The sequence below is a fragment of the Nocardioides sp. NPDC023903 genome, from assembly GCF_040639295.1.
GTDB lineage: Bacteria > Actinomycetota > Actinomycetes > Propionibacteriales > Nocardioidaceae > Nocardioides.
In genome coordinates, this window is sequence record NZ_JBEZZS010000049.1 from 16243 (window position 1) to 30780 (window position 14538).

Annotated in this window: 13 protein-coding genes; 10 read left to right on the forward strand and 3 right to left on the reverse strand. The window is 69.3% G+C overall.

Annotated features, from left to right (window positions below):
• Positions 1–79: 79 nt before the first annotated feature.
• Both arfB and AB0F44_RS28115 read right to left on the reverse strand, forming a co-directional pair.
• Positions 80–505 carry an alternative ribosome rescue aminoacyl-tRNA hydrolase ArfB gene (gene arfB / locus AB0F44_RS28110; protein ID WP_357360367.1) on the reverse strand — a complete coding sequence of 142 codons (426 nt, stop codon included), beginning with the start codon at positions 503–505 and terminating at the stop codon, positions 80–82.
• Positions 506–528: 23 nt separating this feature from the next.
• Positions 529–1560, reverse strand: a complete 1032-nt coding sequence (locus tag AB0F44_RS28115; protein WP_357360369.1) for a LacI family DNA-binding transcriptional regulator — start codon at positions 1558–1560, stop codon at positions 529–531.
• A 104-nt stretch (positions 1561–1664) separates the two neighbouring features.
• On the opposite strand from AB0F44_RS28115, the gene AB0F44_RS28120 reads away from it, so the two are divergent.
• From AB0F44_RS28120 to AB0F44_RS28150, 7 genes are read left to right on the forward strand one after another with little or no spacing between them, the layout of a single operon-like run.
• Entirely contained in the window at positions 1665–2906 is a 1242-nt protein-coding gene (locus tag AB0F44_RS28120) for an amino acid ABC transporter substrate-binding protein (RefSeq protein ID WP_357360371.1), read from the forward strand.
• A 4-nt stretch (positions 2907–2910) separates the two neighbouring features.
• Positions 2911–3795, forward strand: coding sequence for a branched-chain amino acid ABC transporter permease (locus AB0F44_RS28125; protein ID WP_357360372.1), 885 nt, complete (start codon positions 2911–2913; stop codon positions 3793–3795).
• A gap of 40 nt (positions 3796–3835) precedes the next feature.
• Positions 3836–4855: a branched-chain amino acid ABC transporter permease gene (locus tag AB0F44_RS28130; protein WP_357360374.1), complete on the forward strand. Its 1020-nt coding sequence runs from the start codon at positions 3836–3838 to the stop codon at positions 4853–4855.
• Positions 4852–5598, forward strand: coding sequence for an ABC transporter ATP-binding protein (locus AB0F44_RS28135; RefSeq protein ID WP_357360376.1), 747 nt, complete (start codon positions 4852–4854; stop codon positions 5596–5598). The genes AB0F44_RS28130 and AB0F44_RS28135 overlap by 4 nt, the downstream gene beginning before the upstream one ends.
• On the forward strand, positions 5591–6349 hold the full coding sequence (locus tag AB0F44_RS28140) for an ABC transporter ATP-binding protein (RefSeq protein WP_357360378.1): 759 nt from the start codon (positions 5591–5593) through the stop codon (positions 6347–6349). Before AB0F44_RS28135 ends, AB0F44_RS28140 begins: the two co-directional genes overlap by 8 nt.
• 16 nt (positions 6350–6365) lie before the next feature.
• Complete coding sequence (locus tag AB0F44_RS28145) at positions 6366–7079, forward strand: hypothetical protein (RefSeq protein ID WP_357360380.1); 714 nt, start codon at positions 6366–6368, stop codon at positions 7077–7079.
• Between the two features lie 25 nt (positions 7080–7104).
• On the forward strand, positions 7105–9420 hold the full coding sequence (locus tag AB0F44_RS28150) for a PQQ-dependent sugar dehydrogenase (protein WP_357360381.1): 2316 nt from the start codon (positions 7105–7107) through the stop codon (positions 9418–9420).
• A 24-nt stretch (positions 9421–9444) separates the two neighbouring features.
• Here AB0F44_RS28150 and AB0F44_RS28155 read toward each other — a convergent pair whose 3' ends face one another.
• Entirely contained in the window at positions 9445–10116 is a 672-nt protein-coding gene (locus tag AB0F44_RS28155; RefSeq protein ID WP_357360383.1) for a GTP pyrophosphokinase family protein, read from the reverse strand.
• A 233-nt stretch (positions 10117–10349) separates the two neighbouring features.
• On the opposite strand from AB0F44_RS28155, the gene AB0F44_RS28160 reads away from it, so the two are divergent.
• The 3 genes from AB0F44_RS28160 to AB0F44_RS28170 all read left to right on the forward strand — a co-directional run bounded on the left by AB0F44_RS28160 (position 10350) and on the right by AB0F44_RS28170 (position 14423).
• Entirely contained in the window at positions 10350–12020 is a 1671-nt protein-coding gene (locus AB0F44_RS28160; RefSeq protein ID WP_357360385.1) for an enoyl-CoA hydratase-related protein, read from the forward strand.
• Positions 12021–12096: 76 nt separating this feature from the next.
• Positions 12097–13260: a phosphotransferase family protein gene (locus AB0F44_RS28165; protein ID WP_357360387.1), complete on the forward strand. Its 1164-nt coding sequence runs from the start codon at positions 12097–12099 to the stop codon at positions 13258–13260.
• Positions 13257–14423 carry a hypothetical protein gene (locus tag AB0F44_RS28170; protein ID WP_357360389.1) on the forward strand — a complete coding sequence of 389 codons (1167 nt, stop codon included), beginning with the start codon at positions 13257–13259 and terminating at the stop codon, positions 14421–14423. The genes AB0F44_RS28165 and AB0F44_RS28170 overlap by 4 nt, the downstream gene beginning before the upstream one ends.
• Positions 14424–14538 lie beyond the last annotated feature (115 nt).

A 14538-nucleotide genomic window follows, 5' to 3' on the forward strand; every position in this document is an offset into this window, starting at 1 on the left:
CTGACGCTTCGCCTGGCGGAGGTGACGCCTCGGCCGACCGGACTGACGCCTCGGCCGGCGGGGGTGACGGCTCGGCGGGTCAGTCTTGGACGCGGCCGCGGAGCTGCTTGGTCTGGCCGCGCTGGCGCTTGGCGTCTAGGCGGCGCTCCTTGGAGCCGCGGGTGGGCTTGGTGGGGCGGCGGGTGGGAGGTGGTGGGGCGAGGAGCTCGCGGATGCGCAGAGCAAGACGCTCGCGTGCGGCGACGCGGTTGCGGTGCTGGGAGCGCTGCTCGTGGGAGACGACGACGAGCGGGCCCGGCGAGCGGGCCAGGAGACGGGCGAGCTGGCGCTCGTCGAGGGCGGATGAGGCGGACGGGTCCCAGGAGAGCTCGACGCGGGAGTCGGTGGTGTTGACCGACTGCCCGCCGGGGCCAGGGGAACGGGAGAAGCGTTCGACCAGCTCGGTGTCGGGGATGACGAGACCCTCGGGCAGCCCAGGGCCCGGTGGTACTCGAAGATCCTTCACTCGAAGAACCCTAGACCGCGGGGCTATCGAACGGCGGGACCGGTCGAGTCGCGCACGACGAGCTCGGCGGGGACCCGCTGCCGCCGGGCGCGTGAGCCGGGCTCCTTCAACGCCAGCGTCAGCGCCCTCGCGCCCATCTCGGCCATCGGCAGGCGAACGGTGGTGAGTCCGGGGGAGAGGTCCTGGGCGACGGCGACGTCGTCGAAACCGCTGACCGAGACCTGGCCGGGCACCGAGACCCCGGAGCTGCGCAGCTGCGAGAGGCATCCGATGGCCATGTCGTCGTTGAGGGCGATGACTGCGGTCGTACGTGGGTGGTCGGCGAGCATCCGGCGGATGCACTCGCGCCCGCCCTCGCGGGTGAATGGCCCCTCGAGGACAGGTACGTCGTCGGCGTCGAGCCCCGCCGCCTCGAGCGCGTCGCGCACCCCCTCGAGGCGGTCGGCGACGGTGGTCAGCTCGAGTGTGCCCGAGACGACCACGATGCGCCGGTGGCCCAGGCCGAGGATGTGCTCGGCGACGGCGCGGCCGCCGGGGCGGTTGTCGGGCAGCACGCTGTCGACCCCGAGGTGGTGCCGGCCGACGACGGCGACGCGCCCGCCCGCCTCGGCGTAGCGCTGCACCTCGAACCGCATCGGTGCCTCCACCGAGGCGTCCACGAAGCCCGATCCCGCGATCAGGATCGCGCCGACGCGGTTGGCCACCAGGCTGCGTACCTGATCGACCTCGGCCTCGGGGTCGCGGCCGGTGTGGCAGATCTGGACGGTGCGCCCGTGTTCGGCGGCGAGGCTGAGCACGCCGCTGGCGATCTCGGAGAAGTAGGGGTCGCCGATCTCGTGCACGACGAGCCCGATGGTCGCGGTTGATCCGCTGGCGAGCGAGCGGGCATGAAGATTTGCGACGTAGCCGAGCTCGCGTGCCGCCTGGCGGACCTTCTCGGCCACCGAGTCGCTGACACCGGGGGTTCCGGAGAGCGCGCGGGACGCTGTTGCGATGGAGACGCCGGATGCATGCGCGACGTCGATCAGGCGGGGGGAGCTGTTGGTTCGGACCATCGATGCCCCTTGTCGTCAGGAATGTGACTCTTGCCACACTAAGCGAGAGTGGGTAACGTCATCGTAAACGCTTACGTAAGCGCTTTCGTAGAGGAGACCCGCAGATGCGCTTCACGACGACCCCCACCGCGAGCAAGCGGTTCAGAGCAACCCTGGCTGCCGCGGCGGCCGTGACTCTCGCCTCCACCCTCGCCGCCTGTGGCGCCGCCGAGGAAGGAGGCGGCGACGACGAGATCGTGATCGGCATCTCGCTGCCCCTGACCGGCGACTTCAGCGAGCCCGGCAAGGGCATCCAGCGCGGATACGAGGCCTGGGCCGAATACGTCAACGCCAACGGCGGCCTGCTCGGCCGCGACGTACGACTGGAGATGCTCGATGATCAGTCCAGCGCCGAGCGCGTCGCCGCCGACTACGAGAAGCTGATCAACCAGGAGCAGGTCGACCTGGTCGTCGGTCCGTTCTCGACCCGTCTGGTGATCCCGGCCGCCCAGGTCGCCCAGGACTACGGCTACCTCTTCGTCGAGCCTGCCGGCGCGGCGCCCGAGGTCTTCGAGGAGGGCTTCGACAACCTCTTCTACGCTGCGCCCGCCGTCGCGAACGACCACTACAAGCTCCTCGCCGAGCACATCCTCGCGATGCCGGAGAGCGAGCGGCCCAAGACTGCGGCGTACGCCTCGATGGACGACCCGTTCGCCCAGGGCACCGCCTACGGGCTCAAGGACGCGCTGGAGGAGGGCGGCATCAAGACCGTCGTGGACGAGGTCTACCCGCCCAACACCACCGACTTCAGCAGCATCGCGGCCAAGGTCGCCGACAGCAAGGCCGACATCGTCGTGGGCGGCAGCCAGTATCAGGACGGCGTCAACCTGATCGTCGCGCTGCAGCAGCTCAACTACCAGCCCAAGCTGGCCGCGTTCTCGACCGCCCCGACGGAGACCGAGTTCGCCGAGGCCATCGGCGACAAGACGCAGGGCATCGTCGCGCCGACCGGCTACACCACGAAGGCGGACTACCCGGAAAACCAGGAGTTCGTGAAGTTCTACGAGGAGAAGCACGGCGAGGCTCCCGGTGAGGACGAGGCCAACGCCTGGACCACCGGCCAGGTCGTCGCGGCAGCCGTCGAAGCGGTCGAGTGCGCCGAGCCCGACCCCGACTGCCAGTCCAAGCTGATCGACTGGCTGCACGAGAACGAGGTCGAGACCGTCGTCGGGCCGCTTAGCTGGGACGACAAGGGTCGCCCGCAGAGCGCCCACATGATCCAGCAGTGGGTGGACGGCGAGATCAAGATCGTCCTGCCCGAGGACCAGGCCGAGGCCGAGTTCATCTACCCGAAGCCGGCGTGGTGAGCCGATGTCGGGACCACTCCTTCTGCAGAGCCTGATCCTGGGGCTGCTGCTCGGAGGCCTCTATGCCCTGCTCGCCGCCGGCCTGACGCTCTACTTCGGCGTCATGCGGGTCGTGATGATCGCCCACTCCGCGTTCCTGATCCTGGCTGCGTACCTGGCCTGGTTCTTCACCACGCAGACCGGGCTAGACCCGCTGCTCTCGCTGATCATCACCGTGCCGCTCTTCTTCGCGGCCGGCTATGGGATGCAGCGGGCGCTGCTCTCCCGGCTGCGGCCGGCGACGCTGACGATGATGTCGGTGCTGCTGACCTTCGCGATCGCGCTGGTCATCGAGGGCGGCCTCGGCTACCTCTTCTCCGGCACCCAGCGGCGGATCCAGCTCGGCTACTCCAGCGCGAGTCTGGAGCTGTGGGGAGCGCGGATCGCGGTGGTCAAGCTGGTCGCCTTCGGGCTGGCCGCGGTCTCGCTCCTGGCGCTCTACCTGCTGCTCAAGAAGACCCGCTTCGGTCAGGCGCTGCGCGCCACGATCCAGCACCGTGAGGCCGCCCAGCTGCTCGGCATCGACACCGACCGGATCGCCGGCTTCGGCTTCGGGCTCGGCCTGGCGACCGCGGCGGTCGGTGGCACCGCGCTCGCGCTCGACGCCACGATCTATCCCTCGCTGCACTGGCACTGGATCGGACCGCTGATGGCGATCATCGTGATCGGCGGCCTCGGCAGCATCCCCGGCGCCGCGATCGCGGCGATGGTCCTCGGGGTGACCCAGAGCCTGCTGCAGATCCCGATGGGCACCACCTGGGCGCAGACGGTCTTCTACCTCGCCCTCTTCGCCACCCTCATGTTCCGCCCCCAGGGATTCTTCGGAGGTCGCCTTGCTCAGCGCTTCTAAGCACAGAGAAAGCCGCACGCATCCGGGCCGCTCCGTTTTGGTGACGAAGCTCGTCGCGGCAGCCGTCGCGCTGGGCCTCGTGCTCGCCTTCCCGGCGCTCGCGCCGGACCCGTTCATCCTCTCGGTGGGCGTGGTGATCGCCAGCTATGCGGCGCTCGCGGTGGCGTGGAACTTCGTCGGTGGGCTGACCGGCTACATCTCGCTAGGGCACGCCGCCTACTCCGGGCTGGGTGGCTACGGCACCGCGCTGCTGGTGACCGAGGCCGGGGTGAACCCGTGGGTCTCGATGGTCGTCGCGGCCGTGCTCGTGGGCCTCGCCGCGGTGCCGATCGGGATCGCGTCGCTGCGAGTACGGGGCGCCTCGTTCGTGATCGTCTCGATTGCGCTGGTGCTCATCCTGCTGCTGGTCGCGCAGAGCTGGTCCGACGTGACCGGCGGGTCCAACGGGCTGCGGGTGCCGCGGCCGTTCGGCACCGACGTACTCCGGCCCGAGCAGCACGAGCGGTTCTTCTACCTGTTCGTGGCCCTGACCCTGGTCGCCCTCGTGCTGTGGTGGGTGATCGACCGGTCCCGGCTCGGCACCGGCCTCAAGGCGATCCGGGAGGACGAGGACAAGGCCCAGGCGCTGGGCGTGCCGACGTTCGCCTACAAGCTGGTCGTCTTCGTCGTCTCGGCGTTCATGACCGCGATGGCGGGAGGCATGTACGCCCTCTGGTTCGGCTCGCTCGACCCGATCTTCCAGTTCTCGATCCTGACCGGTTCCTACCTGGTGCTGATGTCGCTGCTCGGCGGCGTACGCAGCCTGCTCGGTCCGGTCGTCGGAGCGGTGATCGTGGGCTACGCGGTCGAGTTCTTCAAGAACCAGTACGGCGACACCCAGCTGCACCTGGTCGCGCTCGGGCTGCTGCTCGCCCTGGTCGTGCTCTTCATGCCCGACGGGGTCATCCCCTGGCTGACCGCGCAGTTCGACCGGTTCCGCCCCGGCGACACCTCGATCCGCGAGGTCGACGCCGCCCAGCTGGCCGAGGAGCGCAAGGCGCTCGAGGAGGCGAAGTCATGACCGAACCGATCAAGCACTGTTTGGAGACAGAGGGACTGACCAAGGCGTTCGGCGGCGTACGCGCCGTGGACGACGCCACGGTCAGCTTCCAGGAGGGCAAGATCAACGCCCTGATCGGCCCGAACGGGTCGGGCAAGACCACGTTCTTCAACTGCGTGACCGGCATGATCCGGCCTGACTCGGGGACGGTGACCTACCAAGGCCGCAACGTGACCGGCCACGCGCCACATCGCATCGCCAGGGCCGGCCTCGGGCGCAGCTTTCAGCTGTGCCGGATCTTCCCGCGGATGACGGTGCTCGACAACGTACTGGCCGGGGTCCGATCCAAAGGCCTGGTCCACCGGCTGCGCGGGGCGCACAACCCCGACGACATCGCCCGGGCGCGGGAGCTGCTGGCCCGGGTCGGCATCGAGCACCTCGAGCGGAGCGAGGCGCGCGACATCTCCTACGGGCAGCAGAAGCTGCTCGAGCTCGCCGGGGTGCTGATGGCCGAGCCCGACACGATCATGCTCGACGAGCCCGCCGGCGGCGTGAACCCGGCGCTGATCGGCCGGATCGCCACGCTCGTGCGCGAGCTCAACGCCGAGGGCCGCACCTTCGTCATCGTCGAGCACAACATGGAGCTGGTGATGAGCCTCTCCGACCATGTCGTGGTCTTCGACCGCGGCCGTCCGATCGCCTCCGGTGCGCCGGCGGACGTGCAGAACGACCCACGAGTCCTGGAGGCCTACCTTGGTGTCTGAACCTCTTCTCGAGCTGCGCGACATCGAGGCCGGCTACGGCCGTGCGGCGCTGGTGCTGCGAGGCCTCACGGTCACTGTTCCCGCAGGTCAGATCGTCTGTCTGGTCGGTCCGAACGGAGCCGGCAAGTCCACCGTGCTCAAGGTCGCCAGCGGAATGCTGACCCCTCGCTCGGGGACCATCACCGTCGACGGCGTCGACGTCACCCGCAACGGGCCGCAGCAGATGCTCCGCGCGGGCATGGCCCACGTCCTCCAGGGTCACTCCGTCTTCAGGGAGATGACCGTGGCCGAGAACGTCGGCCTGGGCGCCTACACGGTGCGCGACGCGGCCGCGATCCAGGAGCGCACCGACTTCGTGAAGACCCTCTTCCCGGTCGTCGCCGAGCGGTGGAACGCCCTCGCGGGCGCGCTCTCGGGTGGCCAGCAGAAGCAGGTCGAGTTCGCCCGCTCGCTGATGGTGAGCCCGAAGGTCGTGCTGCTCGACGAGCCCAGCATGGGCCTGGACCCGAAGACGACGGCGACCGTGTTCGAGCAGGTCGTACGCATGCGGGATGCCGGTCTCGCCGTCCTGCTCGTCGAGCAGAACGCCCGGCGGGCACTGGAGTCGGCGGACCTGGGGTGCGTACTCGATCTGGGGAAGGTGCACATCGCAGGCGCCGCTGCCGACCTGCTCGCCGATCCGCGCATGGCCGAGCTCTATCTCGGGGGAGCCGCAACAACCTCAGCAGGGACCACCGACGGTCCCGATTAGGGGAAGGGAAAGCACCATGAGATGGAAGCTGAACCGAATGGTGGGGCGAGGCGTACGCGCCGGTGTGGTCGCCCTCGCAGTGGCCCTGGCCGCGCCGCTCGCCGGAGCCCAGGCTGCCGATACGACCGAAGGACCCGGTCTGAGCGTGGTCAAGCCCAGGGCGAGCCTGGCTGACTGGGACCCGGTGACCGAGGAGAAGTGGGCCTTCGAGGACGGCCAGGTGATCCTGACCGAGCCGGGGACGGCGCAGCCCGGCCCGCGGCGGCCCTTCGAGTACGCCGTCGTGACCAAGGGTCCCGAGCTCGGCTCGCTGACCTACCGCGCCGAGGTCCGCATCGACGAGGCCGTCACGGTCACCAACCGCGACGTGATCCTGGTCTGGAACTACCAGTCCCCGACGCGCTTCTACTACGCCCACCTCTCGACCGACAACACCATCTACCCCCACAACGGCATCTTCGTGGTCAACGACGCCGACCGGCTGCGCATCGACCACCAGTGGAACGGCACGGTCGGCGCAGCGCCGTCGATCACTGACGCCGAGTGGCACGACGTACGTCTCGACTACAACGCCCGCACGGGCGCGATCGCGGTCTATCTCGACGGTGCCGACGAGCCCCGGATGACCGCCACCGACACCACCTTCACCGGAGGCCGGTTCGGCTTCGGTTCCTTCGACAACTTCGGGCGCATCCGCGACGTCACTGTCGCTGGCCTCCGCCATCGCTGAACCTCGGTAAGGAGAGAACACACCCATGGGAACCTCACGTCTATGGGGCGGTCTCGCGGTGGGCGCCATGCTCGCCGCGCTACTGACCCCCACGCTCTCTGCCAACGCCGCCATCCCCGGCAGCGAGCCCGTCCCCGACCCCATCCCCGAACAGCCCCTACGCAGCAGCCTCGGCCTCGTGCTCCAGGAGGTCGCCCAGCTCCCCAAGACCGAGCCCTACCCCGCCCCCACCGACCAGCGCCTGGTCCGCCAGAACCGCATCAACTTCATCGGCGAGGTCCCTGACGGCTCGGGCCGGATGTACGTCCCCGACCTCAACGGGCCGATGTATCTGCTCGAGGGCGGACAGCAGCACGAGTACCTCAACCTTCGAGACCACTTCGTCGACTTCTGGTCCGGTGCCGGGCTGGGCAGTGGCGCCGGGTTCATCACGTTCCACCCCGAGTTCGAGACGAACGGACTCTTCTACACCACCCACACCGAGCGCTTCGGCGCCTTCGCCAAGACGCCGACCTTCCCGTCGCAGACCAACCCCGGCTCCGGACGCACCGTCAGCGTCGTCACCGAGTGGGACGCCACCGACCCTGCGGCCGACACCTTCGAGGGCACCAGCCGTGAGGTGATGCGGATCGACTTCGCCGGTCAGATCCACGCCATCCAGCAGATCGACTTCAACACCACCGCCGTTCCAGGCGACGAGGACTACGGGCTGCTCTACATCGCCTCGGGCGACGGCGGCAACGGCGTCCGGAGCGACGACCCGCAGAACCTCGGCAACCCGTTCGGCAAGATCCTGCGGATCGACCCGCTCGCCCGCGACGGGCGCAACGGGGCGTACGGGGTCCCGGACAGCAACCCGTTCGTCGACCGGGAGGGCGCGATCGGCGAGATCTGGGCGTACGGCATGCGCGACCCGCACCGGTTCTCCTGGGACGTCGAGAAGGGCACCCTGCTGCTCGGCCACATCGGCCAGCACGCGATCGAGGGCGTCTATGACGTACGGGCCGGGGACAACCTCGGCTGGAGCGAGATCGAGGGCCGGCTGCTCTACGACAACACCGACGAGTGTGCCCTCTACACCGTCCCGGACGACTACGACATGTCCGGCTTCACCCTCCCGGTGGCGTCCTTCGACCACGACCCGCCGGCCAACTACTCCTGCACCTCCGACAGCGGCCACGCCGTCAGCGGCGGCGTCGTCTACCGCGGCCCGTTCGAGGAGCTGAAGGGCAAGTACGTCTTCGGGGACCTGGTCAACGGCGAGGTCTACTGGGCCGACTCCCGGCACATGCGCCGCGGCAGCAGCCAGGAGGCGACCCTGCACCAGATGCAGCTCTTCGACACCTCCGGCAAGCGGCTCTCGATGCAGGACTTCGTGGACCATCCGCGCGTCGACCTGCGCTTCGGCACCGACTCCCGCCGCAACCTCTACCTGCTGGCCAAGGCCAACGGGAAGATCTGGAAGGTGGTGAACACGGTGCAGCGGCCGTGGCCGAGCGAGGTCGTGCCGTCGCTGCGCGACGACCTGGTCAGCTACTACGACTTCGAGCACCCCTTCGCGCCGGGAGCGCGTGAGGAGGACCAGGGCTCCTCGCGGACGCTGCTCAACCAGGTCAACGGCGGCAACGCCATGCAGGTGACCGACTCGGCCTACCGGACCAGCAACAACGCCCTGCAGACCCAGCAGGTCGACCCGGAGGTCAACGGCAACGACGACTGGAAGGCAGGGGCGTGGAACCAGAACGGGGTCGCGTCGCTGGCGCCGTTCGCCGGTGCCGAGCAGATCACCGTGGCCGGCTGGTTCAAGGTCGACATGGACGGGCCCGCGCTCAACTCGGTGACCGCAGACCCGACCGACCGGTTCAACGCCATCGGGCTGGCCGGGGTGCTCTCGGGCAACTCCGACGGTCACGGCGTACGTGCCCTGCTCGAGCTCATCAACGTCAACGGCACTCTGCGCCTGGTCGCGCTGGGACGCCGGCTCGACGAGGGCGCCTCGCAGACCTTCGCCGCCTCGGCGGACTGGCAGACCCTGCTGCCACGAGGTCAGTGGGTGCACCTGACGGCGACGTTCGACTACACCACGGGCAAGATGGCGCTCTACCGCAACGGCAAGGCCGTCGAGGGGTTCTACACCACCGCCGGTGACCCGTGGCAGGTCGACGGCACCGGCACCTCCGACACGTTGCCGCGCGGCTACAAGGTCGGCGGATCGTTCCCGCAGGACACCGTCGAGCGGAACCCCTGCAACTGCCGGATGGACTCGCTGATGTTCCTCGACCGGGCGATCACGCCGGACGAGGCGCGAGCCCAGTATCAGCGGTTCGTCAACGGCCGCTGAACCTGTCGGGGTCTGCGGCCCGGTTCATCGAACCGGGCCGTGGACCTCGCTGCGGAGCCGGGCCATGGTGGCGTCGAGGTCGGCCGCGGTGCGCGCCGCGGCGCCGAGCTCGTCGCGCAGGGTCGTGGGGACGGTGCCGTCGTACTTGTAGTAGATCGAGTGCTCGACACTGGCCCAGAAGTCCATCGCGATCGTGCGGATCTGCAGCTCGACCGGCACATCCACCGCCCGGTCGGAGAGATAGACCGGCACCTTGATGATCAGGTGGAGGCTGCGGTAGCCGTTGGCCTTCGGGTCGGCGATGTAGTCCTCGACCTCGACCACGTCGACATCGGACTGGCTGCCGAGCATCTCCATGATCCAGTAGACGTCGGAGACGAACGGGCACACGACCCTGATCCCGGCGATGTCGCGGATCTGCGCCTCGAGCGCCTCGAGCGTGAGTGGGCAGCCGATCTTGCGGGCCTTGGCGAGCAGGCTGTCGGGCGTCTTGAGCCGGGTGCGTACGTGCTCGATCGGGCTGTGGTCGTGGGTGTGCTCGAACTCCTCGCGCAGGATCGCGATCTTGGTCGAGACCTCGTCGATCGCGAACTTGTAGCGCATCCGGAATCTGGCCAGCTCGCGCGCCATCTCGTCGCTGCTCGCCTCGACGAGATCGATCAACCCGTTGAGCGGGTTGTCGTCGACTGTTGTCATTGTCCCCTCCTGACAGAGTCATCTTTGCAGGCGGCGACAAGACGACGGTGCGGTGCCCGGCACGTGACCGGGGCGAGCGGCCCGGGGCTCACCAGGTCTTCCGTCCCTCTCGTGGACACCGAGGTGCAGCCGGCCGGGCGCGCTCGATACAGTGACACCCCTCGGGGGATAAATACCCCTCGGGGGATATGAGGTCTGTTCGGGCTTGCCTAAGAGAAGGACACTTCCCCCACATGCGCATTCTGCTGCTCGTCTCCGCGTTCAACGGTCTTACCCAACGCGTCTGGTGTGATCTGAAAGAGGACGGCCACGAGGTCGGTGTGCTGCTGGCGCCGGTCCATGACGACTCCTCTCTGGTGGCTGCGGTCGAGGCGATCGACCCCGAGCTGATCCTGTGTCCGTTCCTCAAGCACCGGGTGCCAGAGGCGGTCTGGGGCCGTTATCCAACGGTGGTGATCCACCCGGGCCCGCTCGGCGACAGGGGCCCGTCCTCGCTCGACCATGCCACGCTCGACGGGCGGGACCGCTGGGGTGTGACCGCGCTGTCGGCCGTCGAGGAGATGGACGCCGGCCCGGTCTGGGCGACCGAGACCTTCGCGATGCCCGAGGTCCCGATCGCGAAGAGCGCGCTCTACAACGGCCCGGTCGCCGACGCCGCGATGGACTGCGTCGCGGAGGTCCTCCGGATGGTCGCCGCGGGGGAGACGCCGCTGGCTGTCGAGGATTGGCTAGCCGAGGAGTGGCCCGCGACGGTCGACGGCACCGGCGAGCTGCCGCTGCTGCGCCGCAAGGCCTTCGAGATCGACTGGTCCGCGCCGGCGACCGAGATCGCCCGGCGGATCGCGGCGGCCGACGGCGCCCCGGGTGCGCCGGCGACCGTCGACGGCAAGACGTACTGCCTCTTCGATGCCGCCACGACTCCCGAGGACCATGGCGACGTGGAGCCGGGCACCGTGGTCGGTGTGGACACTGATGCGGTCGCGTTCGCCACCGGCGAGGGCACCCTGTGGGTCGGGTACGCCGCCACGCTCGAGAAGAAGCGCGGGCCCAAGCTTCCGGCCGCCTGGGTGCTCGACACCGGGCACGCGCCCTACCGGAGGATGCCGGACGCGCTGGCCGAGACGACCTACGAGCGCGACGGCGACGTCGGCTACCTCACCCTGCGTTCCTACAGCGGCGCGATGCACACCCAGCAGTGCCGTCGGATGACCGATGCCGTCCGCAAGGCGCTCATCGAGGACACCAGGGTCCTGGTCGTACGTGGCACCGAGCACGCCTTCTCCAACGGCATCCACCTCGGCGTGATCGAGGCGGCGCAGGATCCGGCGGCCGAGGCCTGGGACAACATCCGGGCCATCGACGAGCTCTGCCTGGCGATCGCCGAGGCCGAGCAGCTGACCATCGCCGCGTTCACCGCCAATGCCGGGGCAGGCGGCGTGATGGCCGGCCTCTGCGCCGACATCACGGTCGCGCGCGCCGGCGTTGTGCTGAACCCTTACTACGACATGGGCATCTTCGGCTCCGAGCTGCACACCTGGGGCCTGCCGAGCCGGGTCGGGGCCGAGAAGGCCGACGAGCTGCTCGGCGCGAAGCTGCCGATCTCGGCGGCTGAGGCTGCGCGCATCGACATGGTCCGCGATATCGGTCCGCGCGACGCGGCCGAGTTCGACGGTTGGCTGCGCGACCTGGCGCAGGGCTATGCCGAGCCGGAGGCGTACGTCCCGGCCCTGGCGGCCCGCGAGGCACGCCGGGCGTGCGCGATGCCGATGTCGTACTACCAGAGCATCGAGCTGGCCGAGATGGCCCGCGACATCTTCGACGACCGCTTCGGGTTCGCCGCGAAGCGGAAGGCGTTCGTCAGCAAGGCGGCGCCCACCGAGACGCCGGCGAAGATCCGCTTCTGAACCGGTTGACAGACTAGAACGTGTTCCATCAACCTGGTGGTGTGTGACCTGACTCACACACCACCAGGAGGAGCACGTGACCCAGGCGCCCCCGCCGCCCGAGATGACCTTCCAGCGATCGGGCCGCGACCCTGCGGCGATCGGCGCGAGACTGGAGCAGTGGCTGACCACGGCGCTTCCGCCCGGCGCCGATCCCGAGGTCGCGCTCCTTGGCGGCATTGACGCCAACGGGCTCTCCAGCGAGACCGTCCTGCTCGATGTCACCTCGACCGTTGCCGGAGACAGGCAGACGAAGGCGTACGTCCTGCGGGTGGCGCCCCGCCCGGAGGACATCCCGGTCTTCGCGACCTATGATCTGCAGGCGCAGTACGACGCGATGCGCCTGGCCGGCTCGCTGTCTCCCGTGCCGGTGCCCGAGGTGGATCTCGCCGAGATGAGCGGCTCGGTCCTCGGGACCCCGTTCTTCCTGATGGAGCGGGTCGAGGGAGTCGTCCCGCCCGACGTGATGCCGTACAACTTCGGCGACAGCTGGCTCTTCGACGCCTCGCCCTCGGACCAGGCGGCGCTTCAGAGGCGTTCGGTCGAGGTGCTCGCCGGGCTCCACTCGATCCCCGACGCCGCCTCGCGGTTCGCGTTCCTCGACCCGGCCGAGGCCGGTCATGCCGGCGAGACGCTGATCGCCCGCAACCTGGCGAAGACCCGGGCCTGGTACACCTTCGCCTCCTCCGCCGAGGAGTGGGGCGGCCGCTCGCCGCTGGTCGAGCGAGGTCTGGCCTGGCTCGAGGCCCACCTTCCCGAAACTGGCCTCTCCGAAGATGGAGGCGAGCCGGTCTTGTGCTGGGGTGACGCGCGGATCGGCAACATCATCTACCGCGACTTCGCGCCCGTCGCCGTCCTCGACTGGGAGATGGTCAGCCTCGGGCCGCGCGAGATGGACGTGACCTGGATGATCTTCGCCCACCGCATCTTCGAGGACCTGGCCGCGATGCTGGAGCTGCCGGGGATGCCGGGCTTCCTCGCTGCCGACGAGGTCCGGGAGGCCTATGTCGCGGCGGCCGGTGTCGAGCTCGGCGACCTGACCTGGCACGAGGTCCACGCGGCGGTGATGTGGGGGATCATCTATCTGCGGATCGCGGCACGGCAGATCCACTTCGGTGAGATCGAGGCGCCCGAGGACCCGGAGTCGGTGCTGTACCACCGGGCGATGTTCACGGCGATGCTGGACGAGGTCGGCGCATGAGCGGGGCGCACGGGGCGCATGGGGAGTATGTCGGCGTCGGCCCTCTCGACGAGTACCCGATCCACCAGCTCCCGCGCCCGGTGGCCTGGGCGGGTAGCAGCGACCGCAGCTTCTACGATCGGTGCTACCTCAACGCCCATGACCGCACCGGCGACGTCTTCCTCATCTCCGGGATGGGGTTCTATCCCAACCTCGGCACCAAGGACGCGTACGTCCTGCTCCGCCGCGGCGACGAGCAGACCGCCGTGCACCTGGGCGACGGCGCCGACCCGCGGGGCGGTGACCGGATGGAACAGCGGGTCGGGGCGTACCGGATCGAGGTCACCGAGCCGCTGAGGAAGATCCGGCTGGTGATGGAGGAGACCCATGGGATCGCCCTCGACCTGCGCTGGGAGGGGTCGTTCGAGGTGGTCCAGGAGCAGCCGCACGTGATGCGTCAGGGGGCGGGCACCGTCCTCGACGCTCAGCGGTTCGCGCAGGTCGGGACCTGGGAGGGGGTGATCGAGGCCGACGGCGAGACGATCGTCGTCGGCCCCGATCGCTGGGTCGGCACCCGGGACCGGTCCTGGGGCATCCGCCCCTCCGGCGAGGCGCTGCCGCCGGGCAAGCCGGCCGACCCGGGGTTCGAGGGGATGTGGTGGCTCTATGTGCCGCTGCGGTTCGAGGAGTTCGCCGTCGTCCTGATCATCCAGGAGACACCGGACGGCCATCGCACCCTCAACGACTGCACCCGCACCTTCGCCGACGGCCGGGTCGAGCAGCTCGGCTGGCCACACGTCCGGATCCGCTATCAGGACGGGACGCGCCTCCCGGAGGGTGCGACGATCACGTGCACGACCCCGGCGGGGGAGCCACTGGTGCTCGAGGTCTCCTCGCTGCTGGGGGTGCCGATCCATGTCGGTGGTGGCTACGGCGGCGACTCCGACTGGTCCCACGGGATCTGGAAGGGTGCCGGGTTCACCGAGCGGCTGACCTATGACATGAAGGCGCCTGACGTCGTCGGCCGGGTGCCGTTCGGGGTGATCGACCACGTCGGCCACGCGGTCGCGCGCGGCCCTGGGGTCGCGGATGCCGCTGGCGCTGTCGGCTGGGGGCTCTTCGAGCACGGGGTCCTCGGGCGTCATGACCCTTCCGGCTTCACCGACTGGCTCGACCGCGTCTGACCTACACCGCGCCGAGGCGTCGCTCCCGTCGGCCGAGTTGGCAATCCACTGCCCAAAAACCCGCCCCCAGAGAGCAAGAGGCCGGCGAGGGAGAGCGAAAGGAGGGCGAAAGAGA